The organism is Pseudomonas sp. IT-P2, assembly GCF_949767575.1.
Lineage (GTDB): Bacteria > Pseudomonadota > Gammaproteobacteria > Pseudomonadales > Pseudomonadaceae > Aquipseudomonas > Aquipseudomonas pharyngis.
The window spans coordinates 435,094-457,876 of record NZ_CATKQA010000011.1; the positions used below are offsets into that span (position 1 = coordinate 435,094).

At 58.5% G+C, this 22,783-nt stretch carries 23 protein-coding genes; 9 read left to right on the forward strand and 14 right to left on the reverse strand.

What is annotated here, in order from left to right:
- Positions 1-22: 22 nt before the first annotated feature.
- The 8 genes from ACM6JM_RS08775 to ACM6JM_RS08810 all read right to left on the reverse strand — a co-directional run bounded on the left by ACM6JM_RS08775 (position 23) and on the right by ACM6JM_RS08810 (position 6,803).
- Complete coding sequence (locus ACM6JM_RS08775) at positions 23-769, reverse strand: hypothetical protein (protein WP_103386136.1); 747 nt, start codon at positions 767-769, stop codon at positions 23-25.
- A 43-nt stretch (positions 770-812) separates the two neighbouring features.
- Positions 813-1,493: a C39 family peptidase gene (locus ACM6JM_RS08780; RefSeq protein WP_103386135.1), complete on the reverse strand. Its 681-nt coding sequence runs from the start codon at positions 1,491-1,493 to the stop codon at positions 813-815.
- Between the two features lie 63 nt (positions 1,494-1,556).
- The gene (locus tag ACM6JM_RS08785) at positions 1,557-2,546 is read right to left on the reverse strand and encodes a heme utilization protein (RefSeq protein WP_103386134.1); all 990 of its coding nucleotides are present in this window, start codon (positions 2,544-2,546) and stop codon (positions 1,557-1,559) included.
- 73 nt (positions 2,547-2,619) lie between these two features.
- Positions 2,620-3,192, reverse strand: coding sequence for an adhesin (locus ACM6JM_RS08790; protein ID WP_103386133.1), 573 nt, complete (start codon positions 3,190-3,192; stop codon positions 2,620-2,622).
- Entirely contained in the window at positions 3,193-3,642 is a 450-nt protein-coding gene (locus ACM6JM_RS08795) for a hypothetical protein (protein WP_103386132.1), read from the reverse strand.
- A gap of 357 nt (positions 3,643-3,999) precedes the next feature.
- A complete protein-coding gene (locus tag ACM6JM_RS08800) occupies positions 4,000-4,524 on the reverse strand; it encodes an AAA family ATPase (protein ID WP_103386131.1) in 525 nt (174 codons plus the stop codon).
- Positions 4,521-5,084, reverse strand: a complete 564-nt coding sequence (gene pnuC, locus ACM6JM_RS08805; RefSeq protein WP_103386130.1) for a nicotinamide riboside transporter PnuC — start codon at positions 5,082-5,084, stop codon at positions 4,521-4,523. The genes ACM6JM_RS08800 and pnuC overlap by 4 nt, the downstream gene beginning before the upstream one ends.
- An 84-nt stretch (positions 5,085-5,168) precedes the next feature.
- The gene (locus ACM6JM_RS08810) at positions 5,169-6,803 is read right to left on the reverse strand and encodes a methyl-accepting chemotaxis protein (RefSeq protein ID WP_103386129.1); all 1,635 of its coding nucleotides are present in this window, start codon (positions 6,801-6,803) and stop codon (positions 5,169-5,171) included.
- Between the two features lie 303 nt (positions 6,804-7,106).
- On the opposite strand from ACM6JM_RS08810, the gene ACM6JM_RS08815 reads away from it, so the two are divergent.
- On the forward strand, positions 7,107-7,937 hold the full coding sequence (locus ACM6JM_RS08815; protein WP_085667083.1) for an undecaprenyl-diphosphate phosphatase: 831 nt from the start codon (positions 7,107-7,109) through the stop codon (positions 7,935-7,937).
- Positions 7,934-8,362: a DUF1294 domain-containing protein gene (locus ACM6JM_RS08820; protein WP_039768201.1), complete on the forward strand. Its 429-nt coding sequence runs from the start codon at positions 7,934-7,936 to the stop codon at positions 8,360-8,362. The genes ACM6JM_RS08815 and ACM6JM_RS08820 overlap by 4 nt, the downstream gene beginning before the upstream one ends.
- Here ACM6JM_RS08820 and ACM6JM_RS08825 read toward each other — a convergent pair.
- Together ACM6JM_RS08825 and ACM6JM_RS08830 are read right to left on the reverse strand one after the other, a co-directional pair.
- Entirely contained in the window at positions 8,359-8,718 is a 360-nt protein-coding gene (locus ACM6JM_RS08825) for an MmcQ/YjbR family DNA-binding protein (RefSeq protein ID WP_039768203.1), read from the reverse strand. The two genes, ACM6JM_RS08820 and ACM6JM_RS08825, sit on opposite strands and share 4 nt — an antisense overlap.
- A complete protein-coding gene (locus tag ACM6JM_RS08830; protein WP_064596388.1) occupies positions 8,715-9,623 on the reverse strand; it encodes a LysR substrate-binding domain-containing protein in 909 nt (302 codons plus the stop codon). Before ACM6JM_RS08830 ends, ACM6JM_RS08825 begins: the two co-directional genes overlap by 4 nt.
- A gap of 127 nt (positions 9,624-9,750) precedes the next feature.
- Here ACM6JM_RS08830 and ACM6JM_RS08835 point away from each other — a divergent pair, with 127 nt between their 5' ends.
- Together ACM6JM_RS08835 and ACM6JM_RS08840 are read left to right on the forward strand one after the other, a co-directional pair.
- The gene (locus ACM6JM_RS08835; RefSeq protein ID WP_039768205.1) at positions 9,751-10,362 is read left to right on the forward strand and encodes an FMN-dependent NADH-azoreductase; all 612 of its coding nucleotides are present in this window, start codon (positions 9,751-9,753) and stop codon (positions 10,360-10,362) included.
- Between the two features lie 227 nt (positions 10,363-10,589).
- Positions 10,590-11,627: an alpha/beta hydrolase family protein gene (locus ACM6JM_RS08840; protein ID WP_085667081.1), complete on the forward strand. Its 1,038-nt coding sequence runs from the start codon at positions 10,590-10,592 to the stop codon at positions 11,625-11,627.
- A 4-nt stretch (positions 11,628-11,631) separates the two neighbouring features.
- Here the strand turns inward: ACM6JM_RS08840 and ACM6JM_RS08845 are convergent, their stop codons facing one another.
- Positions 11,632-12,819, reverse strand: coding sequence for an MFS transporter (locus ACM6JM_RS08845; protein WP_103386128.1), 1,188 nt, complete (start codon positions 12,817-12,819; stop codon positions 11,632-11,634).
- 534 nt (positions 12,820-13,353) lie between these two features.
- Here ACM6JM_RS08845 and ACM6JM_RS08850 point away from each other — a divergent pair.
- Positions 13,354-14,325: a zeta toxin family protein gene (locus tag ACM6JM_RS08850; protein WP_052266545.1), complete on the forward strand. Its 972-nt coding sequence runs from the start codon at positions 13,354-13,356 to the stop codon at positions 14,323-14,325.
- A gap of 166 nt (positions 14,326-14,491) precedes the next feature.
- On the opposite strand, the gene ACM6JM_RS08855 is transcribed toward ACM6JM_RS08850, so the two are convergent.
- The gene (locus ACM6JM_RS08855) at positions 14,492-16,078 is read right to left on the reverse strand and encodes an ABC-F family ATPase (protein ID WP_039768209.1); all 1,587 of its coding nucleotides are present in this window, start codon (positions 16,076-16,078) and stop codon (positions 14,492-14,494) included.
- Between the two features lie 392 nt (positions 16,079-16,470).
- Here ACM6JM_RS08855 and lpxO point away from each other — a divergent pair, with 392 nt between their 5' ends.
- On the forward strand, positions 16,471-17,370 hold the full coding sequence (lpxO, locus tag ACM6JM_RS08860; RefSeq protein ID WP_039768931.1) for a lipid A hydroxylase LpxO: 900 nt from the start codon (positions 16,471-16,473) through the stop codon (positions 17,368-17,370).
- 41 nt (positions 17,371-17,411) lie between these two features.
- Here lpxO and ACM6JM_RS08865 read toward each other — a convergent pair whose 3' ends face one another.
- The gene (locus ACM6JM_RS08865; RefSeq protein WP_039768210.1) at positions 17,412-18,272 is read right to left on the reverse strand and encodes a Ku protein; all 861 of its coding nucleotides are present in this window, start codon (positions 18,270-18,272) and stop codon (positions 17,412-17,414) included.
- 191 nt (positions 18,273-18,463) lie between these two features.
- Here ACM6JM_RS08865 and ACM6JM_RS08870 point away from each other — a divergent pair, with 191 nt between their 5' ends.
- The gene (locus ACM6JM_RS08870; RefSeq protein ID WP_039768211.1) at positions 18,464-18,805 is read left to right on the forward strand and encodes a hypothetical protein; all 342 of its coding nucleotides are present in this window, start codon (positions 18,464-18,466) and stop codon (positions 18,803-18,805) included.
- Between the two features lie 50 nt (positions 18,806-18,855).
- On the forward strand, positions 18,856-20,001 hold the full coding sequence (locus tag ACM6JM_RS08875) for a PQQ-dependent sugar dehydrogenase (protein WP_103386127.1): 1,146 nt from the start codon (positions 18,856-18,858) through the stop codon (positions 19,999-20,001).
- A gap of 5 nt (positions 20,002-20,006) precedes the next feature.
- Here the strand turns inward: ACM6JM_RS08875 and rimI are convergent, their stop codons facing one another.
- A complete protein-coding gene (rimI, locus tag ACM6JM_RS08880; RefSeq protein ID WP_103386126.1) occupies positions 20,007-21,110 on the reverse strand; it encodes a ribosomal protein S18-alanine N-acetyltransferase in 1,104 nt (367 codons plus the stop codon).
- Positions 21,111-21,202: 92 nt separating this feature from the next.
- On the opposite strand from rimI, the gene ACM6JM_RS08885 reads away from it, so the two are divergent.
- A complete protein-coding gene (locus ACM6JM_RS08885; RefSeq protein ID WP_074690672.1) occupies positions 21,203-22,777 on the forward strand; it encodes a RimK family protein in 1,575 nt (524 codons plus the stop codon).
- Positions 22,778-22,783: the final 6 nt, after the last annotated feature.

Here is a 22,783-nt window from a genome sequence, read left to right on the forward strand (position 1 = left end):
AATGATCGAGACTCAGCGTAGTTCAATATCCGATATTGCGTAGTGCCCTGAGTTGAGTCAGGTTGCAGTCCAGTGCGCCGGCACTCATGCCGTTATTGTTAAGGACAACGTTGAGTTGTGTCAGGTTGTTGACTACGTTTGCGTTACCGAGCAAACGGGTGTTTTGCAGCAGTCCGCCCTGGGCGACCTGTTGCAAGGCTGTCCCCTGATTGCCGGAGGCCTGAATGGCCATTTGAACGCCGCCATTTGTGGCTGAAACCGCGACACTGCCGGCGCCATTGCTGCCGGAAATGGTCTGGCCGGCCATCAAGGCCTGGCCCTGGGCAGGCATCAGTGCAGGTGCCTGGCTGGCTTCTTTGACGTTGATCGCAACGTTGTTGTAGGCGGAGTTGCCGTCGCCAGCGGCGCGCACACTCTGCGTCACGCCCTGGCTTGAGTTGAGTCCCGCGCCACCCACGACCGAGCCAGTCCCCAGTTCCGGGGTACTGCCATTGCCGTGTTCCTTGATGGTCGAGACGTAGAATTCAGGTTTGACCGAAGCGGCCTGCAATTGCATCGAGGCCGATGCCCCGATCAGATCTCCACTGGCGTTGCGCCAGGTACTGCTCATGACGACACCGAAGCTGATGATCCGGCCCGGCATGACATAACGACCGCGCAGCTCTGCGAGCTCCTGGTCCTTGATTTCGATGGGTTTGAATCCTGCATTGGCATAGCCTGACGCGCTCGCTGCCAGGCAGGCGGCGGCCAGCCAGTATGAGGTTTTCATCTGCTGCTCCCGGGACATCCAGCCCCACTCTTGTAATCGGCGATTAAAAGAAGTCGCTCTGTATGAACCCGAAGTCCATCAATTCAGCATCTTTGACCGGGTTGAAGGCATCCAGCTTGTTTTTGGCCGTTACCGGTACCGGTGGGCTGCGCAAGGCATTGGCCTTGTCATATCCGGGGCCGACGATGGCAAAGACAATACCGTTCCAACCTTTGACAAAGTCATCATGGGAGTAGCGTTTGTGTCCTAAAACCGGGTCTCCGATGTAAACCCAATCCTTGTCCGCCCGCTGCATCACCACGAAATGCTTGTAGCCGCGAATTTCCATCAGTACCACCACCGGGATCGTGACTGCGTCGAGCTTTTCCGGTGGAATCTTGTAGCCCCTGGCGCGCATGCCGATGCTTTCTATGTAGCGCTTCATGTCGAGCATGGAGAAACCTTGAGTACGAACAAGGTCCTGGTCAGCGTTGACCAGCATGCCTTTGATGATGTGCTCCTCATCGACGTCGAGCCAATAAGCCTGGCGCAATACCGTTGCCAGTGCGGCGGCGCCGCAGCTGAAGTCGGTTTTCTGTTCGACGATGTCGGCAAACTTGCGCTCACGAATGCTTTGCACGTTCTTGTAGACGAGTGTGCCGCCAGGCAGGGCGGCAACGGGCATCTGGGCAGCCTGGGTCAGGCCGCAGAAGCAAAGCATAGCGAGGAGGGCAGTCTTACGCATGATCGATACGCCTTTGCGGACTGAGGAAAAGCCCCGTTTCCGGGGCTTTCGTTTCGATCGCGATTACATGCAGGCTTTGCAACCTGCGGCGATGGACAGCGAGTTGCTTTGTTGGTTGCCAACACCAGCGGCGTTGTTGTAACCAGCGTTACCCGAGAAGTTGTTACCAACATTGGAGATGGAAGCGTTGTTGGTCACAGGGTTTTTCCAGCCATCAGGGGTCATCACTTGTTGAGTGGTCACACCTGCCAGGCCGAATACGCCCACTGCTTCGAATTTGGCTTTTTGATCTTTGTCGCCACCATGGCCTCTGTCGTTATTGCCATATCCGCCATGACCGTGATCGTCGTCTTCGATTTTTGCAGTGCCCTTCGCGTAGAACGCGCCAGCCCCGGCGAAAGTACCGGTGAGGGTATCTTTTTTGTAGGTTTGAGTGCCGTTGTTGGCTACGGTCAGGCCAGTGGAGCTTTGGTTCGCAGCAGCAGCGGCGTTAGCTACACGACCACCCGATACAGCAATTGCCAGGTTGTTTTTCTGTTGGTTGAAGTTGCCGGCACTGTTGTTCACGCCAATGTTGCCGGAACCGCCGTTACCTACGTTGTTGAGGTTGGCGTTGTTGGTGGTGGAGTAGTTCGCAACGGCGTTGTTGGTGTTGACTTGAGTTGCGCTGGAGACCGACACCGCAGAGCCGAAGATGAAACTTTCATCGGCAGTTGCCAGAGCGGCGGCATTGTCTTGCTGGTTGCCATCGCCGGCGGTGTTGTTCATGCCAACGTTGCCGTTGGTGCCATTGGCCGAGTTGTTGACGTTGGCATCATTTTTGGTGCCTTGGTTGCCGACCAGGTTGCCAGAGCTGCTTTGCGTGTCGAGCACTGCCGCCCCGGCGCCAGCGCCGATTTGCAGCAGTTGTTCCAGGGTTGGGCCTTTTGGTTCATGGTTGCCATGCCCGTTACCATGACCGTGATTATCATCACGACCGCCTGCCTGTGCTGCGATTGCCATCACTGCTGCGAGTGCGAAAACCAGTGGTTTGAGGGCCATTGTAGGTTTCATGGTGTTTCTCCGTCGTGCTTATTAGTTGGTTAAGTGTTGGTACTTTCTAATTGCACTGCTTTTGTTGTTTGGGTCAGTCAGCGACCCGGATGCTCAGGGTGTTAGCCATTCGGTTCCCCACCCCGGCACTCTGGTTCACCTGGATTACCCCTCGGCTGCCGGTGAAGGCCTGATCACTTGTCGTGACCTGGCGACTGCCGGGTGAGGTACCAGTTGCTCCTGAGCTCGGTAACAACGCCACGTTCTGTTGAGAAAGGGCGCTATCGTCAACGCTCTGCGGGGCAGCACTGATGCTGACGCGCGTCACGTTGGCCATCTGGTTATTGGCCCCGGCGCCCTGGTTCACGCCCAGGATCCCGTTGCCGTTAGTGAAAGAGTTGCCGCCGATGTTGGCGCTGGCATTGCCCGTACGGTCGGCGGGCGTGTTGATGTGCTGGATGACACTGGTGGTCGCGCTGGCATTGGTGCCAATGGCGATTGCTTTGGTGTTGGTCTGTTGCATCTGGTCGCCGGCCGCCTGGTTGACGTTGTAGTTGCCGCGATACTGGATGCCGGTTTCCTGAATGTTCGCGTTGTTCACGGAACTCGGGTCAGCCATTGCGCTGGTGCAGCCGAGGAGGGCGAGCAGGAGCAGAGAGCGATTCATTTATTGGCCTCCAGCCATGCGAGTCAGAGGGGCAAGACCGGAGCTCATGGCACGGTTGACGGTATTGGAGATCGAGCCGCCGGCACCGCCGCCGTGACCGCCTCCCATACCAGGCAAGCCATTCGGATTGGTCACAGTGTTCATGCCGGGGATGTTCGAAGTCGGGGTGGTGATACTTCCGCGAATCGAGGATCCGCTGGCTACACTGGCAAATTCACCGTCGTTGAGTTCGGTGCTGGTCATCGCCTGATCGATGCGGCCCGAAGGATTGGCATTGACGGTGGTGGGGTACGGATCTTTGCCACCGCTGCGACCGATCGGGATCGGCTGGACATCACGATTGAGCACGATCACGCCATTGCCTTCGGCCTGAACGTTGAAACTGAGAAAGGGGCTGGCGGCTGATCCGATCAGCAGAAGGCAAGTAAAGGCTTTTTTGATATTCCCCACGACGGCAATTCCTTCTTCAGTGGGCTGAGCCTGTTCAGCGTTGTGAAGGAGAGAGCGAAAGCTGTGCCGCTTTTGAAATGTCTTTTCGTTTCAATGTGTTGAGTGGATTGAGCGTGGGGCTGATACAACAGCTGTTTCATCGATGAAACAAAACACTGCCTGCGCAACCCTTTAAAGACAGCGCAAAGCTCTGGACCAAGGGTTTGCGCGCAGGTGTTTCAGCGGCGTAACAAGTCGGATGACAAAGGGATGAAGGGCCTTGAGACGGGCACTTTGCACCTGAAGGAGTGTTTCAGGAACGGACACTTTTCCCCCAAACCAGGGGGATACAGCGGGTCAAACGCCCCGCAAATCGGGTCAGTCCGCGAGCAGGCTGTGCACCGCGTCGAAGGCCCGCTGCTGGCGTTCGGCCCAGTTGCCATTGATGATCTGCAAGGGTTGGCGATGGTTTTCCAGCCACGTCCGGGTCGCCTGATAGAACGCGAGTCGTTCGCTCAAGTCGGGCTGGCAGCGCTGACCGTCGTCCGTCCATTCGATCTGCTCCGGGGACAGGAGCAGGTGCAGGTCGTAATGACGGGCCAGCAACTCGGTTTCCAGCCAGGGCGGGCACTCGCCGAATAACGTCTGGCTCCACAGCATGTTGCTCAGCAAATGCGTGTCGAGAATCAGCAGTCGCGGCTGCTGCGCGCGTGCTGCGTCTTCCCACTGCAACTGGCCGCGCGCGATTTCCGGGATGTCGGCGAGGCAGGTATCGCGTGCGTTCTGCTCGATGAACCAGCGCACATATTCGTCCACCCGCAAACCGCCGAACTGCTGTTGAATTCCGGCGGCCAGCCAGCTCTTGCCCGTGGACTCGGGACCGGTCAGAACAATCACTTTCATCGTTGTAACGCCGGGTCGGCACGCCATTCGCGCCAGCCTTGCACCGCGATCAGGGTGAACAGGGCATACAGCGCCGCCGTGAGGTACAGCCCTTTATAGAGGAACAGCCCGACGAAGATCACATCCAGCACGAACCACAACGCCCAGCATTGCAGGCGTTTGTGGGCCATCCAGAACTGCGCGACCAGGCTAAAGCCGGTCAGCGCGGCGTCGAGCCACGGTTGCGCCGCGTCGGTCCAATGGGCCATGGCCGCGCCCAGCAGCAGACTGCCCACCGCACCGATGGCCAGGCCCTGCGCAATCGAGCGATTGTCGAGCCGGGTGACTTCGCGCCCGTCATGCATCGTCCCGGCCCGTGTCCATTGCCACCAGCCATAGATTTGCAGCCCGGCATAAACCACCTGCAGCAGCATGTCCGAATACAGCTTCACCTCGAAGAACACCCAGGTGTAGAGCGACACCATGACCAGCCCGATCGGCCAGCACCACGGATTCTGTTTGACCGTGAGCCACACGGCGATCACGCCTAGGGCGGCCGCAAACAGTTCAAGCCCGGACATGCAGGTTCCTTGGGGGGGAATAAAAGAGGGGGGCGGATTGTACCGAAAAACAGGTGGGAAACGAGTTCCCACCTGTTGCAGGGATCAGACGCGGAACTGGCGCAGCAGCCCGTTCAGTTGTTCGCTGAGCTGGCCGAGTTTCACACTCGCCACGCTCGACTGCTCGGCCGCCAGTGCGGTGCTGTGGGACAGGCCCGCCGCTTGGGTGACGTTCTGGTTGATGTCCTCGACCACATGCGCCTGTTGCAGCGTTGCGCTGGCAATCGAGGCGTTCAGGCCATTGAGGTTACGCAGGGCCTGGCCGATCGCATTCAGACTGGCGCTGGCCAGACCCGCCTGTTCGATGGTCAGTTGCGAAGCCTTGCTGCTGTCGCCGATCACCTTTACGGCGGCTTCGGAGTGGTTTTGCAGGCGTTCGATCATCGTCTGGATTTCCGCCGTGGACTTTTGCGTGCGCTGCGCCAACAAACGCACTTCGTCGGCCACCACCGCAAAACCGCGACCCTGTTCGCCGGCCCGAGCCGCTTCAATGGCGGCGTTGAGGGCCAGCAGGTTGGTCTGCTCGGCGATCGAGCGGATCACCTCCAGCACGCTGCCGATCTGCGTGCTTTCAGTCGCCAGCGTGCGGATGACTTCCACCGCTTGATCGATGGTGCCGGAGAGCTTGTCGATCTGTTGCAGGCTGCCGTCGATGTTGATCTGGCCCTGCTGGGCCTGGGCTTCGGCGTCACGCATTTCGCTGGCGGCGTGTTCGGCGTTCTTCGCTACGTCCTGTACGCCGTAGGTCACTTCGTTGACGGCAGTGGCAACCAGCTCCATCTGCTGCGACTGCTGCTGGCTGCGTTGCTGGGCCTGCGCAGCATCGTTGCCCAGCTCGCTGGACGATTGGCCCAATGCACTGGCGGACAGCTGCAATTCACCGATCACCCGACGTAGCTTGGCGGTAAAGGCGTTGAAGTGCTGGGCCAACTGAGTGACTTCGTCCTGGCCGTGGGTGTCGAGGCTGCGGGTCAGATCGCTTTCGCCGCTGGCGATGTTGGCCATGGCGTTCACGGTTTCCTGTAAAGGACGGACGATGCTGCGGGCAATCAGGATCACCAGTAGCGCCATGATCACCGCGATGATCAGCCCAACCACCGACGCCTTGATTACCTGTACCTGGAACTCGGCCTGCACGTCATCGACGTACACGCCCGAACCAATGACCCAGCCCCATGGCTCGAACAATTTCACGTACGAGGTCTTGGCCACCGGTTCGCTGGCGCCGGGCTTGGGCCAGCGATAGTTGACCATGCCGGCGCCCTTGGCCTTGGCGATGGCGACCATTTCATTGAACACCGCAAAGCCGTCCGGGTCGCGGATCGCCGAGAGGTTCTGGCCTTCGAGCTTGGGATTGGTCGGGTGCATGACCATCACGGGCGTGAGGTCGTTGATCCAGAAATAGTCATTCTGGTCATAGCGCAGGCCACGGATCGCGGTCAGCGCCTGTTTCTGTGCCACATCGCGGGTCAGGGTTCCTGCGGCTTCGAGGCCTTGGTAGTAAGTCAGCAAACCGCTGGCGGTCTGCACCACATGCTGGGTTTTCTGGGCCTTGGCGTGGTAGAGGTCATCATGGATCTGCTTGAGCATCAACACGCCCAACGTCAACAGCATGACCACGGCCACAATCAAGATGAGCCACAAGCGTCGGCTGATCGACACACTGCGCAAGCTGTTCATAACGCTGTCACTCCGGATTCTTTTTCTTGTAATAAACCACCGCCAGCATCCAACCACGTTTCGGTGACCGGGCATACGCGACCCAAGTCGTAGAACGCGGCAGCGCTATTACGGCTTGTCTGTTAGGATTTCGGCCCCGCGCGTGAAAACCTGAATCGAAATTGATTTTTCACGGAATTTTGACTGTTTCGTGTGGATCCTGTGCGCGCGGAATCGGTACAGCTTTAACCAGCTACGCTGAACGCAGTGAACGTAAAAAATACTATCGGGGCATGCCTCTGTGCATCGCTCTCTGGGGGATTGATGGATCTTTGGACGGCCTTGCAGGCACTGATTCTAGGAGTTGTAGAAGGGCTGACGGAGTTTTTGCCCATTTCCAGTACCGGACACCAGATCATTGTTGCCGACTTGCTCGATTTCGGAGGCGAGCGGGCCATGGCGTTCAACATCATCATCCAGCTTGGTGCGATTCTCGCGGTGGTCTGGGAATTCCGACGCAAGATTCTCGACGTGGTCATTGGCCTGCCGACCCAGCCGAGTGCGCGGCGTTTCACCGCCAACCTGCTGATCGCCTTCCTGCCCGCCGTGGTGCTGGGTGTGGTCTTCGCCGACTTGATTCACCACTACCTGTTCAACCCGATCACTGTGGCCGCCGCGCTGGTGGTGGGCGGCATCGTGATGCTGTGGGCCGAACAGCGTCAGCATGAAGTGCACGCCGAAACGGTCGACGAGATTCGCTGGACGGATGCGCTGAAGATCGGCTTCGCCCAGTGCCTGGCGATGATTCCCGGCACTTCGCGCTCCGGCTCGACCATCATCGGCGGCCTGTTGTTTGGCCTGTCGCGCAAGACCGCCACCGAGTTCTCGTTCTTCCTGGCGATGCCGACCATGGTCGGTGCGGCGGTGTATTCGGGCTACAAGTATCGCGACCTGTTCGTACCGGCGGACTTCCCGGTATTCGCCATCGGTTTCGTCACCGCGTTCATCTTCGCCATGATCGCGGTGCGCGGCCTGCTCAAGTTCATCGGCAGCCACAGCTACGCGGCGTTTGCCTGGTACCGGATCGTCTTCGGTCTGGTGATTCTGGCGACCTGGCAGTTCGGCTGGGTCGACTGGACGGCCGCCCAGCCATGAGTGATTCCCGCGCACGCCGCCCGGATCGCGGTCCTTCCGGTGGCAATATTCAGCATCTGAAATTGAAGCTGGTGGTGCTGCTGATCGTCTGCGCGTTGCCACTGTTCGGCTCATTGTCGATGTGGCTGCGCGGGATTTCCCTGGTACCGCTGACGGCCTACGGGCTGGTCAGCGTGCTGGCGTTTTTCCTGTACTGGGCGGACAAGCGCAAGGCCCGCGCCGACGCTTGGCGCACACCGGAAAACATCCTGCACGCGGTGGAACTGGCCGGTGGCTGGCCGGGCGCGTTGATCGCCCAGCAGGTCTTCCGGCACAAGACGCGCAAGGTGTCGTTTCAGGTGTTGTTCTGGATGATTGTGGCTTTGCATCAGGTGTTCTGGATCGATCAGTTGTTTCTCGGTTCGAACCTCCTGGCGTTGTTCTAAAGCAGCAGCCCGACCTGCAAGCGCTTGGGCAGCTTGCTGACCACCAGTTGGTGGGAACGCTGCAGCAAGCCTTGCAGTTCCTCGGCGCCCAGCGGGTAGGGCGGGTGCATGATGATCCATTGCGCCCGGGCAAGGTACGGCGCCGGGTGAATGCCCGGCCGGTCGCAATGACCGAGAAACAGGTCCTTGTCGACCTTGAACGCCAGCGAATCACCGCGCAGCCCCTGCAAGGCGAACATCTTGTTGCCGGCAATCGAAAACACTCGCACGCCACCCCATTTGTAGTCTTCCCTGGCACCGGGCAGGGCCAGGCAGAAGTCCGCGACATCCTGTTCGCTCATCTTTCCTTGTTTCATAACAGCCGTTCTCCACAGGCATTGAACGATTCGACCAGATGATCGATCCACGCGCGCACCGCCGGCATCACCCCGCGCCGATGCGGATACACCGCTTGCAGCCAGCCGCCGGGCAGTGACCAATCCGGCAACAACTGCACCAGCGTGCCGTTGTTCAGTTCCGTTTCGCAATACATCATCGGCAGCAGGGTGAAACCCTGGCCGGCCAACACACAGGCCTTGCGCACGATGAAATCGTCGATGCCAAGCCGGGCTTCCAGCGCCAGATCGCAACTCTTGCCGTGCTGATCGAGCAGGCGCACATGCACCATGCGATCGGCCTCCAGGGCGCCCAGCACCGGCAGGTTCTTCAGGTCCTGCGGATGATTGATTTCCACGCCCTGCATAAAGGAAGGGCTTGCGACCACCACCATCTGCGCCTGACGCAGGCGGCGGGTCACCAGCATCGGTTCTTCATCGCCGTGTTCGCGCACGCGCAGGGCCACGTCGATGCCTTCGGTGATCAGGTCGACCCGTCGATTGATCAGGGTGACTTCCAGCTGCACCTGAGGGTATTTGCCAAGGAAATTGCTGATCACCACCGGCAGCATTTCATGGGCCAGCCCCGTGGGACTGGAAACCCGCAAGCGTCCGCGAGGCTCGCTGGACATGCTGGCCACTGTTTCATCGGCCATTTCCGCTTCCAGCAGCATGGCCTGACAGTGACGCAGATAGCGTTCGCCGACCGCCGTCAGCTTCAATTGGCGGGTGGTGCGTTGCAGCAAACGTGCGCCGAGGCGTTCTTCCAGCTCGGCGATGCGCCGCGAGAGCCGTGACTTGGGAATGCCGAGCAAGCGGCCGGCGGCGGCGAAACCGCCTGCCTCGACCACTTTGGCGAAATAGTAGAGATCGTTGAGGTCTTGCATGGAGAAACCCGACTGTTCTATCAGTGGGACAAACTATCGCATTGTTGCCGTCTAATCAGCTATTGGTTTCGTCGGTAGGATTGTCTCCATTCCGTCGCCACCGGCGATTCATTCCAGGAGATTCCACATGAAACTGCTGCACATCGATTCGAGCATTCTGGGCGACAACTCCGCTTCCCGTCAGCTGAGCAGTCAAGTCACTAAAGCCTGGCAAGCCGCCGAGCCAAGCGCTGTCGTGACCTACCGCGATCTGGCCGCTGACGCCATCAGCCACTTCTCGTCGACCACCCTGGTTGCCGCCGGCACCACCGCTGAACTGCGCAACGCCGCACAACAGCACGAAGCCGAACTGAGCGCCACCACCCTGGCCGAATTCATCGCCGCTGACGCCATCGTCGTCGCTGCCCCGATGTACAACTTCACCGTGCCGACCCAGCTCAAAGCCTGGATCGACCGCATCGCCGTCGCCGGCCAGACCTTCCGTTACACCGAAGCCGGCCCCGAAGGCCTGTGCGGTGGCAAGAAAGTCGTGATCGTCTCTACCGCTGGCGGCATCCACGCCGGTCAAGCTTCGGGCGTGGCGCACGAAGACTACCTGAAACTGGTCTTTGGCTTCCTCGGCATCACCGACATCGAAGTTGTGCGTGCTGAAGGCCTGGCCTACGGTGAAGAAGTGCGCAACAACGCCATGAGCGCCGCTCAAGCGAAGATCAGCGAGCAGCTGTTCGCCGCCGCGTAAGGCTTGCGTAAAGAACAGCTCCTGTTCAGGCAAATCCCCCAAAACTCTGTATTCTGGTTCCGCAAGGGCCAGATACGGAGTTTTTTGTTTCTGACTATTACATAATCTGGCCCGGGTTATGCAGTCTGATGATCAACGTCTGAGTGCAACGCCGCGCCGGAGTACCGAATTTCGGGCGTCGAACACAACGGATCTTTCGATTGAGTAACAACAGGGTGGGGCATCCCATGATGCGTCTTTGTGCAGCGTTACTGATTTGCCTGCTCGGCAGCCTGAATTCAGTGCACGCTGCGCCCGGGCAGCACCCGCGCTGGAGCGTCGGTTATCACGAGATGACGTTCCTCGACCCGCTTGACCTGCAACCGATGCGCGCCATCGCGTTCTATCCCTCCAGCGACCGCGAACACCTGAGCCTGCTCGAAGGCTATTCGGTCGAGGCCGGCGAAGACACCAAAGTTGCCATTGGCCGTTTCCCCATGCTGATGCTCTCTCACGGCAACACCGGCACGCCGCTGGCGCTGCACGACCTGGCTACGTCACTGGCACGCAAGGGGTTCGTGGTGGTGGCGGTGATTCACCCTGGCGACAATTCCAAGGATCACAGCCGCCTCGGCACGATGAGCAATCTCTACGGCCGGCCGATCCAGATTTCCGAAGCCATTACCGCCACCCTGGGCGACCGCATGCTCGCGCCGTACGTGAACGCCGAGCAGGTTGGCGTGATCGGCTATTCGGCGGGCGGCGAAACGGCGTTGATTCTGTCCGGCGCGCAGCCGGATCTGGATCGCCTGCGCCGTTACTGCCAGGAGCGCCCGGACGACCGCGACGCCTGCAACACTCAGGGTGAGTTGATTGTCGACCGCGACGATCTGCAACCGGTGGCCGATCCGCGCGTGCACGCGTTGCTGCTGATGGCGCCGCTGAGTCTCAAGTTTGGTCGTCACACCCTGGCCGGTGTGCACGTGCCGGTGCTGCTCTACAGCGGTGACGGCGACAAACTGGTGGCCTTCGACAAAAACGCCGCCGCCCTGGCGCGCAAGCTGCCGACCGCACCCGACTTCAAATTGCTGGCCGGGGCGGGGCACTTCGTGTTCATGGCGCCATGCAATGAAGAGCAGATTCGTGCGATGCCCGCCTTGTGCACCGATGCCGATGGCGTGGATCGCGAAGACATCCACCGCAACCTGATTTCCGAGGCCGGGCGGTTCTTCTCCCATGCCTTGGGCCGGCCGACCCGCGCGGGGATGCAGACGGCGGATCAGTGAGCGTTTACGCCATGGCCCGGCGCTTGAGCAGCAAGGTCAGCGCGAGTCCGGTCACGGACAGCACGGCCGCACTGAAGAAAATCCACGAATAGCCCAGGTTCAACGCCACTGCGCCCATCAACGGCCCGGCAATCGCCAGCGCCAGATCGAAAAACACCGCATAGGCACTCAGCCCGGCGCCGCGACTGGAGTTGGGCACCTGCTTGATCGCCTCGACGCCCAGCGCGGGGTATACCAGCGACAGGCCGAACCCGGCCAGACCGGCGCCGACCAAGGCATACGCGGTCGAGGGCGCCAGCCACAGCATGACCAGGCCAACAGTTTCGATGGTCATGCAGGCAATCGCCGAAGTGAACCCGCCAAAACGGCCGATGGCGGAAATGAAGAGCAGCCGCGAAAGGATGAAACACACACCGAACACCGTCAGGCAATACGCAGCGCCGCTCCAGCCGCGATTGAGGTAATACAGGGTGATGAAGGTGGTCAGCGTGCCATAGCCAATCGACGCCAGGCTCAGACTGGCGCCGAACGGCGCAATCCGTCCGAACACCGCCCAGAACGGCAGGCGTTCACCGCGCACCACCGGCACTGAAGGCTTATTGCGGATCAGCAGCAAGGCGCCGGCCGCGAGTAGCGACAACGCAATGCCAAGGCTCTCGAAACCATAATCGGCGACCATTACCACGCCCAATGGCGCGCCGATGGCAATCGCACCGTAGGACGCGATGCCGTTCCACGAAATCGAGCGTGCCGTGTGTTCGGCACCGACCTGGCCCATGCACCAACTGATGGTGCCGACGCCGATCAAGCCCTGGGCAATCCCCAGCAACAGGCGACCGACAATCAGGATCGACAGGCTCAACAGCGGCAAGCTCTGTAACAGCGTCGAAACCAGCGTCAGCACACCGCTGAGCACGATCCCCGACAAGCCATACACAATCGCCCGCTTGGTGCCGACGGTGTCCGACATGCGCCCGGCCATCGGCCGGCTGAGCAGGGTGGCCAAGTATTGCGAGCCGATCACAAGCCCTGCGATCACGGCGCTGAAATCCAGCTGTTCATGCACGTAGCCGGGCAGTACCGCTATCGGCAGGCCGATGCAGAGGAAGGCAATAAAGGTATAGAAAACGATGGAGACGATCTGCAGGGTGATCGCCAGGGAGCTTTGCGGTGGCTGTTGCTGCGCAGACATGAGGACTCGTTCGCGGGCGGCGGTGGGAGAGTCCGCATCATGGCGTGGCGCCGAGATAAAAGAAAGCAGGCTAACTATTCATCTTCAATGATCGTACATCACGCTGAACAGGTTGGTGTCGTGGGAATCCGAAGGATCGGGCCGACTACTGACACCTTGCATACTTGAGCCGGGTAGTTCTTTCAGTAGGGGCAGCATGACTGGTTTATAGGAAACAGGGTGTTTATAGAAATGAAAACCTTAAATCAAGCATAGGGCGGTTCGTTGAATAAGCGCGGATATTTCTTGTTATATAAGTAGTGTATTAGTGTCTGCCCAGTAGTCTATCACTGCTTGTTTTGTAGGATGTCGCCCTGAACGTTTATCGATTTTTTTCTGAAATATATTGTTGTGCTTTCTGGATTGATTCATTTTATTTAATGGTTTTAGCTTTGGTTGTCTTTTGAATTGGCTTGGCGATTGTCAATAGTAGTTGTCGATTTTCAGTGCGGATTTTTAAAAGGACTTATTTCAATTGAGAAGGAACTTAATAATATGACTGGCAAATTTTCCTATACGCAACAGGACGTAAAAAACGCTTTTCTTGGACTGCAAAAGAAGTTATTCGACGAAAGAGTGGCAGTTTCAGATGAGGAATCTTCGCCAAAAATGCTTGTGGTTGCCGGCATAGAGGGTGCAGGCAAAACACATCTGCTCAATGAGTTGCTCGACACTTGTCGCTATTCAAATTATGTCCCGCTGTACGAGCCACATTTCCGGACCCTTCATCCGCAATACCAAGAGATCGTGAAAAATGGCGTGGGCTTTGCCTACAATAAGACCGATCAGTTTGTCAGGGATTTGGGGGGCATGATTTTTGAGAAAGCGCTGCGAGAGAAGTACAGCATCATAATGGAGGTTGGCCTTGAAACTTACGAGTTTGCAGAATTTCAAAAGGGGGAACACGCCAGCCGCTATCAATATGAGGTTCATGTCATCGCTTGTAAAAAGGATTTTGCGCATGTGTCGACCATTTCACGAGCGCTGGACAGCGCAAAGAACAACAAACTGGAGCGTTTCGTTTCTCTACGAGACCTGGACGCGGGAATGGCGAATGCCAAAGCTGTTTTGACGGCGTTCGAGGAAGCCTGCTCCAAGGTGAAGGGGTCGGAGATAGCCTTGTACGAACGTAGTTTCGGTACTGACAAAAATAGCAAGATGATATGCCGTAGTCTTTGTGTAGATACCGGGGAACTGGTGCCTCAAGCAGTCGTCATTGGTGGTGTTTCATTACCCGCTGCGTCGAACAAAGTGAGTATCGAATATAAGGGCGGTGCTGCGGTAGCCAGTGTTTACAAAGCGTTTGCCGACATTGCAGACGGTGCGATATTTTATCGATTTGGTCGGGAGAAGATGGTGTTTGAATGTCACTCAATCCTGTCGGGTGCTCTGGAAGTTGATCATAAGTTTGCAGAGCCTGCGGTGAATGGTCTTTATTCTTATATCCTTAAGTATGCTATTCGTTAATGTGAGTGGATGTTGATTGTGGTTTGGATGATGCAATCATTCTCCAAATGCATCGTACAAAACTACTGGAATGTCCAAGCTTTGCCGGGAAGAAAGTGATGACTTCCCGGTGAACAGTGAAACAAAAAAGCCCTGTCACAAAGACAGGGCTTTTTTGTAGTAGTTTTCAGAACACCACGCCTTGGCTGCGCAGGTAGTCGTCGTAGGTGCCGCTGAAGTCGGTCACGCCGTTCGGGCTCAGCTCGATGATGCGGGTGGCCAGGGACGATACGAACTCACGGTCGTGGCTGACGAAAATCAACGTGCCCGGGTAGTTTTCCAGCGCCAGGTTCAGCGCCTCGATCGATTCCATGTCCAGGTGGTTGGTCGGTTCGTCCATCACCAGCACGTTCGGCTTTTGCAGGATCAGCTTGCCGAACAGCATGCGGCCTTGCTCACCACCGGAAATCACTTTCACCGACTTGAGGATTTCGTCGTTGGAGAACAGCATGCGACCCAGGGTGCCACGGATCACTTGCTCGCCCTGAGTCCACTGACCCATCCAGTCGAACAGGCTGACGTCGTCTTCGAAATCGTGGGCGTGGTCCTGAGCGTAGTAGCCCAGCTCCGCGCTTTCGGTCCACTTCACCGAACCTGCGTCCGGGGTCAGTTCGCCCATCAGCGTGCGCAGCAGGGTGGTCTTGCCGATACCGTTCGGACCGATGATCGCGACGCGCTCGCCGGCTTCAACAGTGAAGCTGAAGTTCTTGAATAGGGTCTTGCCGTCGAAGCCCTTGGACATCTGCTCGATGGTCACAGCCTGGCGGTGCAGCTTCTTGGTCTGTTCGAAACGGATGAACGGGCTCACGCGGCTCGATGGCTTGACCTCGGCCAGCTGGATTTTGTCGATCTGCTTGGCGCGGGAAGTGGCCTGCTTGGCTTTCGAGGCGTTGGCCGAGAAGCGGCTGACGAACGTTTGCAGTTCGGCGATCTGGGCTTTCTTCTTGGCGTTGTCCGACAGCAGTTGCTCGCGGGACTGGGTCGCCGCGGTCATGTACTCGTCGTAGTTGCCCGGGAACAGACGCAGCTCGCCGTAGTCCAGGTCGGCCATGTGGGTGCAGACGCTGTTCAGGAAGTGACGGTCGTGGGAAATGATGATCATGGTGCTGTTACGCGCCGTCAAAATCGTTTCCAGCCAGCGGATGGTGTTGATGTCCAGGTGGTTGGTCGGTTCGTCGAGCAGCAGCACTTCCGGATCGGAGAACAGTGCCTGAGCCAACAGAACACGCAGCTTCCAGCCCGGCGCGACTTCGGTCATCGGGCCGAAGTGCTGTTCCAGCGGAATGCCCAGACCCAGCAGCAGTTCACCGGCGCGAGATTCGGCGGTGTAGCCGTCCATCTCGGCGAACTCGGTTTCCAGCTCGGCCACGGCCATGCCGTCTTCTTCGCTCATTTCCGGCAGCGAGTAGATGCGATCGCGCTCGGCCTTGACCTTCCACAGCTCTTCGTGACCCATGATCACCGTGTCGATCACGGTGAATTCTTCGTAGGCGAACTGATCCTGGCGCAATTTACCCAAGCGTACATTCGGCTCCAGCATGACCTGGCCGCCGGATGGCTCGAGGTCGCCGCCGAGGATCTTCATGAAGGTTGACTTGCCGCAACCGTTGGCGCCGATCAGGCCGTAGCGGTTGCCGCCATTGAATTTGACCGAAACGTTTTCAAACAGCGGCTTGGCGCCGAACTGCATGGTGATGTTAGCTGTAGAAATCAAAGGTTTTTCCTGCGAAGCGTGCTGAGTAGCGAGGGTGCAGCCGGAGCGCTTGGCCCGAGTCGAAGTGCGCTGAGGCGGGGCAATCCCGTCATCAACCAAGGGGGGCGCGTAAAGTTTGGCGGCGATTGTACTGGTCTGGCTCTTTAAACGATAGGGCGGTGACATTCCGATTGCCGTTTGGCGCAATCGCGAGACAGTTTTTCACAGATGAAGGTTCACTATTGGTTACAAACTGTGGCTAAAATGCCATCCATTCACCCAATGCCTTGTCCGGCATGGGCTCAAGGATGCGCCACCGGGACGTTTTTTTTGATTTCAGACCACTGCCACAGACCTTGGGCCACAGCCCGAAAGGCGCGCAGTTTGTTCACTTCTGACGTGTGACGATTTCCGTGAAACTCATCATTGCCGCTGTATATGTCATTTCCATTGCGTACGTTCACCTGCGCGGTCGCGTACGCCACAAACTCGGTCGTCAACTGAGCGATCACTCTTCGTTCCTTGCACCGATCAACTGCTTCCTTTATCTGTTCTCGAAAAAGCCCAACACGCCTTACCTTGATCCAAAGGACTTTCCCGATCTGACTCCGTTGCAGACCCACTGGGAAGAAATCCGTGAAGAAGGTCGTAACCTGCTGCGCGCCGGCGAAATCAAACGTTCCAACCAGTACGACGACGTCGGTTTCAACTCGTTCTTCAAGACCGGCTGGAAGCGTTTCTACCTGAAGTGGTACGGCGACAGCCACCCGTCGGCGCTGCAACTGTGCCCGCGCACCACCGAACTGGTGCAGAGCATCGGCTCGATCAAGGCTGCGATGTTCGCCGAGCTGCCGCCGGGCTCGAAACTGGTGCGTCACCGCGACCCGTACGCCGGTTCCTACCGTTATCACCTGGGCCTGGAAACGCCGAACGACGCCGGTTGCTACATCAACGTCGATGGCGAGAACTATCACTGGCGCGATGGCGAAGCGGTGATGTTCGACGAGACGTTCATTCATTACGCGGAAAACACCACCGACCAGAACCGCATCATCCTGTTCTGTGACATCGAGCGCCCGATGAAGTATCGCTGGGCGGCGGCGTTCAACCGCTGGTTCAGCCGCACCGTGATGTCGGCGGCCGGTGCGCCGAACGATGCGGGTGACCGCACCGGTGGCATCAACCGGTTATTTACCAAAATCTACAAGATTCGCCTGCGCGGAAAAGAGCTCAAAAAGCGCAATCGCAAACTCTACTACATGGAAAAGTGGGCGATCTTCGGCGGTCTGCTGGCGATCTTCATCTTGATCTGACGAATCGGGCGACTGTTAAAGACAGTCGCCCGATTTCATTTTCATGAGGCCTTTTTGGTTTTCTTCGCCGCTGTTGTCTTGCTGGCGGTCTTCTTCGCCGGTTTGGCCGGAGCTTTTCCGCCCAAGCTGCGCTTGAGCAGTTCGGTCAGGTCGATAACATCTGCGGTTTTGCGCTCTTCTTCTGCAGAGACGGTCTCAACGTCTTCGATCTTGCCTTCATGGGCCTTTTTGTCCACCAGCGCCATGATCTTGTCTTCGAACTCGTCGTTGTAATCCTCGGGCGTCCAGTCCGCTGTCATGTCTTCCACCAGCCGTTTGGCCATGTCCAGTTCGCCTTTGGCCAGTTGCGGCTTGGTCACTTCGCTGCCCAGCTCAAGTTCGTCCAGGCTGCGCACTTCCTGCGGCCAGCGCAACTTCACCAGCACCAGCGCCGACTCCAGAGGCATCAGCGCCGCCAGGTATTGACGCGTATGTAAAACCACTCGGGCGAGGGCGACCTTCCGGGTTTTGCTCAGGGTTTCACGCAGCAAGGCGTAGACCTTGCCGCCGCGCTTGTCCGGAGCCAGGTAATAGGGCGTGTCGATGTTCTGCAGCGGGATCTGTTCACTGTCGACAAAGGCGAAGATATCGATGGTCTGGGTCGAAACCGGGTGTGCCGAGCGGATCTCTTCTTCGCTGAGCACCACATAGCGGCCTTTTTCGAACTGAACACCTTTGACGATGTGCTCTTTGGTGACTTCCTTGCCAGTGACCTTGTTGACCCGTTTATAGCCGACCGGGTCCATGCTGCGGCTGTCGAGCCAGTCGAAGTCGACGCCTTGGGATGACGTCGCCGAGACCAGCGCCACGGGGATGTGGACCAGACCGAAACTGATTGCGCCTTTCCAGATTGCCCGAGCCATGTGCTGTTCTCCGAGTGATGTTCGGGTGACCCGTGGCCCGGCGTAAAAGTTTCCGTTGTTTGCTGGGTGCCGCTAAACGTCAGGTCAAGCCGTGTTACATCTTGTTTAGCGGTGACGGGTTAACAAATGCGAACCCACGGCGTAGCGTGGACTCGAAGGCTCTAGTCCCTGCGCACCGAAAGAGGCCGTTCATGAACCGTTTCCTGCTTGGCATTGCGTTGCTCGCCCTCAGTGGCGGGCTGGTTCACGCCGATGGCGCAATAAGCCATACATCGCTGTTGCTGGCACAAAGTCCGACCGGCAACAGCAACAACCCCTACAACAGCCCGATCCGCCGGGCGAACCCCAACAGCATGCAGGGCACCCAGCCCAGCACTCCGCCCGTTCGCGGGCCGAACACCGTTCCCGTGCCGCGTCCACCGACCCTGGAAAATCGCGGTATCGGCAATGGCCAGCCGCTGCGCTCCGTGCCGAGCACGCCACCCACCTTCATCCCCAACCCTCCAGCCCGTGACAGCGGGAGCAACCGTTGAATGGCAGAACCGCTTCTGTCAGCCCTTCAAACGAACAAAAGGAATCGTGCATGTTGCGTAAAAACCTTCTGGCCGGCCTGTGTGCCAGTGCACTGATCACCGCCCCGGCGTTCGCCGCCGCTCCCAAAGAACTGCAAAGCGAGCAGGGCACCCTTGAAGTCACAACGATTACCCAGGGCCTCGAGCACCCATGGGCCCTGGCCTTCCTTCCTGATCGCCAGGGCATGCTGGTGACCGAACGCCCCGGCAACCTGCGCGTGGTGGATGCCGACGGCAAGCTGTCTGCGCCGATCACCGGTGTGCCGGACGTCTGGGCCAAGGGGCAGGGCGGATTGCTCGATGTGGTGCTGTCACCGGATTTCAAACAGGATCGCCTCGTGTACCTGTCCTATGCCGAGGGCGGCGGTGCGGGTGACAAGGCCGGAACGGCGGTGGGGCGTGGGCGCCTGTCGGATGACCTGAAAACCCTGAAGGACTTCAATGTGATCTTCCACCAGGAGCCGAAACTGTCGGTCGGCAATCACTTCGGCTCGCGGCTGGTGTTCGACCGGGACGGTTATCTGTTCATCACCCTGGGCGAGAACAACGACCGCCCGACCGCGCAGGACCTGGACAAGCTGCAAGGCAAGGTCGTGCGCATCTACCCCGACGGCAAGGTGCCCGATGACAATCCCTTTGTCGGCCAGTCCGGCGTACGCCCGGAGATCTGGTCCTACGGCCACCGCAATCCCCAGGGCGCCGCGCTCAATCCATGGACCGGAACGGTGTGGGAAAACGAGCACGGCCCACGCGGTGGCGACGAGGTGAACATCATCGAGCGCGGCAAAAATTACGGCTGGCCGTTGGCGACCCACGGCATCAACTACTCCATGCAACCGATCCCGGAAGCCAAGGGCAAGACCGCCGAAGGCACGGTCGGGCCGCACCATGTCTGGGAAAAATCCCCGGGCGTCACTGGCATGGCGTTCTACGATACCGACCGCTTCAAGCCGTGGCAGCACAATCTGTTCATCGGTGCGCTGGTGACGCAGGAGCTGATCCGCTTGCAGTTCGACGGCGACAAGGTGGTGCATGAAGAACGCTTGCTGGGCGAACTGAAACAGCGGATTCGTGACGTGCGTCAGGGGCCGGACGGTTACCTGTATGTGCTGACCGATGAGTCCGACGGCTCGCTGTACAAAATCGGACTCAAATGAACCCTTCACGCGGGTGAGCGAGCGTAAAGCACCACCGCCGCCCGCAATTTTCCACGACCGAAGCGGCACATTTTCTCGAACTCCCCATGGCTGACCGGCACGTGCTGGCAGTCCATGGGCTGGCGATGCTGGCTGTGATCGACATCCGGGTCGTGCAGGTAGACGAAGTCTTCGTCGCAGTCGGTGACGATCACCCAGTGCGGCGACTTGGAACGGGTTAGCCGATAGCTGCTGATCAGCACCAAGGGCTGGCCACCGTTGGCTAGCAGTGTGGGTAAATCCAGCGTTACGCCGATGACCTGATCGACATCGGTGTCGTTCAATTGCGTCATGAACTCGTCATGGACCAGGCGCATGACGTCTTTTTTATGCGCATCACGGACTCCGTCGAGAAACAGCGGCCCGCTCTTGCTCAGTTGCAAACGCACTTTAAAACCCCGGCGCCACGCTGCCAGTGCCAGACCCTGTGGGCTGCAACCGCCATGACCAGCCGTCATGAACACCGTGGTTGCCTCACGCCACAACTGCAATTCCTCGCGCCGCTCCAGCAAACGATCAGCCTGCAACGCGCTCATGGCCATCAGCAGGCAGGCCGGGCCGCAAGTGAAGTCGGTGGTTTGTCGGTAATAGGGGACCTTGATGTTGCGTGAGTCGCGGTGCTGGAGAATGCGTTTCTCCAGGCGCAGCGCGTCGGCGTGATCCTCGTAGTAGTCATGGATCAGCGCAAAGCGCCGGTAACCGTTGCGCTCGTACAGGGCGATGGCGGTGGGATTGTCGGTGCGCACCTCCAGCCGCAGGTAGGCGCAGTCGTGCTCGAGTGCGCAGGTCTCGATCTGTTGCAGCAATTGTTTTCCCAGACCGCCGCCGCGTGCCTCGGGGGCAATCGCAATGGAGTACAGGCGGGCCAGCGAGGTGCCGCGATGAAACAGCACCAGCGCATAACCGGCCAGTTGACCCTCGCGTTCGGCCACCCACAATTGCCCGTGGGCCCGGGTGATCATCCATTGGAAACTGCGGCGGGTGAGCCGGTCCGTGGTGAAACAGTGCATCTCCAGCGCGAGCAACGCTGGCAAATCCTCAATGACCGCCAGCCGAAAAACAGCATTCATATGACCACCGTAAAAGTTGCGTAACGAAACGGGACTTTCGAAAAACTTCGTGCTTAATAGAAAAGGTCTTGTTCTCCAACGGATCAATTTCTATGTCAGCGGTACAGGGTCATTGGCGCGAAGTATCCAGTCAAAGTTTGCCATCGGCAACTTATTTAAAACCGCAGATCAGAACTTCCAGTCAAGTGTTGATCATCGTCGAACGCAAGGAAGACTGGGCCTCGTATTTCCCCAGCGAAGACATCCTGACGGCCCAGGAATACCTCGAACAGCCCCCCGACAGCGAGCCGGGAAAACGGGTGCAGGTGATCAACCTTTGCCGCAGCTACAAGTACCTGGGCCACGGTTACTACTGCTCTCTGCTGGCTGAAGCCCGAGGGCACAAGGTGATTCCGTCGGTACGCACCATCAGCGAGCTGACCCGAAAATCTCTTTATGGCCTGGCACTGGATGACCTGGATAAAACCCTGGAAAAAGCCCTCAGCCATCATCTCTACAGCGACACTGAAGGTTTTACGCTGACACTTTATTTCGGCAGAACCCATATCGAGCCGTTGCAGGATCTGGCCCGGCAATTGTTTGAAGTATTTCCGTGTCCGATTCTGTTAGTTGAGTTTCGTCGAACTAACGGCTGGCACATCGAAGGAATAAAGTCTGGCGCCTTGCACAAGTTGCGCGACGATCAGGAAGATCAGTTCGCCAATGCGCTGGACGGCTTCAGTCGCAAGATCTGGCGTGTACCGCGTTCGCCGCAAGTAGCGCGATATGACCTGGCGATCCTGCATGATCCGCAGGAAGCCTTGCCACCGTCCAATGCCCGCGCTCTGGAAAACTTCGTGCGGGTCGGCAAGGGCATGGGCATCGATGTCGAGCTGATCGAACGCAAGGACTACGCAAGGCTGGCCGAGTACGACGGCCTGCTGATCCGCGAGACCACCAGCGTCGACAACCACACTTATCGCTTCGCCAAAAAAGCCGAAAGTGAAGGGCTGGTGGTGATGGACGACCCGACGTCGATCCTGCGCTGCACCAACAAGGTCTACCTCACCGACTTGCTCAACAGCCATCAACTGGGTATGCCGGCTACGGAAATTCTCTACAAGGAGCGCCCCGAAGACTTCGAACGGGTCGGCGAGCGCCTCGGTTTTCCGCTGGTGCTGAAGATCCCTGATGGTTGTTTCTCCCGTGGCGTGATCAAGGTCGAGAGCCAGCAGGCCTTGCTGGAAGCCACCGCCGAGCTGTTCGAACACTCGGTGCTGTTGCTGGCCCAGGAATTTTTCTACACCGAGTACGACTGGCGCATCGGCGTGCTCAACCGCAAACCGATCTTTGCCTGCCAGTACTTCATGTCCAAGGGCCATTGGCAGATCTACAACCACAAGGCCAAGGGTCAGGATGTCAACGGCGAATGCCGCACGCTGGCCATCCACGAAGCGCCGCGCGCGGTGGTGGAACTGGCGGTGAAGACCGCCAACCTGATCGGCGATGGCTTGTATGGCGTCGATTTGAAACAGGCCGGCGACAAGGTGGTGGTGATCGAGGTCAACGACAACCCGAACCTCGACGCCGGCATCGAAGACGCCTACCTGCAGGACGACCTGTATTCGCTGGTACTGGAAGAGTTCGTGCGGCGTCTTGAGCTGAAACGCCGCGGTCAGGCCTGGTGACCGGCC

Coding starts and splice junctions, on each gene's coding strand:
- ACM6JM_RS08865 (WP_039768210.1), bottom strand. CDS start 18,272: ATGGCTCGGGCAATCTGGAAAGGCGCAATCAGTTTCGGTCTGGTCCAC.
- rimI (WP_103386126.1), bottom strand. CDS start 21,110: ATGAATGCTGTTTTTCGGCTGGCGGTCATTGAGGATTTGCCAGCGTTG.
- ACM6JM_RS08830 (WP_064596388.1), bottom strand. CDS start 9,623: ATGCAAGACCTCAACGATCTCTACTATTTCGCCAAAGTGGTCGAGGCA.
- ACM6JM_RS08875 (WP_103386127.1), top strand. CDS start 18,856: ATGTTGCGTAAAAACCTTCTGGCCGGCCTGTGTGCCAGTGCACTGATC.
- ACM6JM_RS08790 (WP_103386133.1), bottom strand. CDS start 3,192: ATGAATCGCTCTCTGCTCCTGCTCGCCCTCCTCGGCTGCACCAGCGCA.
- pnuC (WP_103386130.1), bottom strand. CDS start 5,084: ATGTCCGGGCTTGAACTGTTTGCGGCCGCCCTAGGCGTGATCGCCGTG.
- ACM6JM_RS08870 (WP_039768211.1), top strand. CDS start 18,464: ATGAACCGTTTCCTGCTTGGCATTGCGTTGCTCGCCCTCAGTGGCGGG.
- ACM6JM_RS08785 (WP_103386134.1), bottom strand. CDS start 2,546: ATGAAACCTACAATGGCCCTCAAACCACTGGTTTTCGCACTCGCAGCA.
- ACM6JM_RS08820 (WP_039768201.1), top strand. CDS start 7,934: ATGAGTGATTCCCGCGCACGCCGCCCGGATCGCGGTCCTTCCGGTGGC.
- ACM6JM_RS08815 (WP_085667083.1), top strand. CDS start 7,107: ATGGATCTTTGGACGGCCTTGCAGGCACTGATTCTAGGAGTTGTAGAA.
- ACM6JM_RS08810 (WP_103386129.1), bottom strand. CDS start 6,803: ATGAACAGCTTGCGCAGTGTGTCGATCAGCCGACGCTTGTGGCTCATC.
- ACM6JM_RS08885 (WP_074690672.1), top strand. CDS start 21,203: ATGTCAGCGGTACAGGGTCATTGGCGCGAAGTATCCAGTCAAAGTTTG.
- ACM6JM_RS08840 (WP_085667081.1), top strand. CDS start 10,590: ATGATGCGTCTTTGTGCAGCGTTACTGATTTGCCTGCTCGGCAGCCTG.
- ACM6JM_RS08850 (WP_052266545.1), top strand. CDS start 13,354: ATGACTGGCAAATTTTCCTATACGCAACAGGACGTAAAAAACGCTTTT.
- ACM6JM_RS08780 (WP_103386135.1), bottom strand. CDS start 1,493: ATGCGTAAGACTGCCCTCCTCGCTATGCTTTGCTTCTGCGGCCTGACC.
- ACM6JM_RS08825 (WP_039768203.1), bottom strand. CDS start 8,718: ATGAAACAAGGAAAGATGAGCGAACAGGATGTCGCGGACTTCTGCCTG.
- ACM6JM_RS08775 (WP_103386136.1), bottom strand. CDS start 769: ATGAAAACCTCATACTGGCTGGCCGCCGCCTGCCTGGCAGCGAGCGCG.
- ACM6JM_RS08800 (WP_103386131.1), bottom strand. CDS start 4,524: ATGAAAGTGATTGTTCTGACCGGTCCCGAGTCCACGGGCAAGAGCTGG.
- ACM6JM_RS08835 (WP_039768205.1), top strand. CDS start 9,751: ATGAAACTGCTGCACATCGATTCGAGCATTCTGGGCGACAACTCCGCT.
- ACM6JM_RS08845 (WP_103386128.1), bottom strand. CDS start 12,819: ATGTCTGCGCAGCAACAGCCACCGCAAAGCTCCCTGGCGATCACCCTG.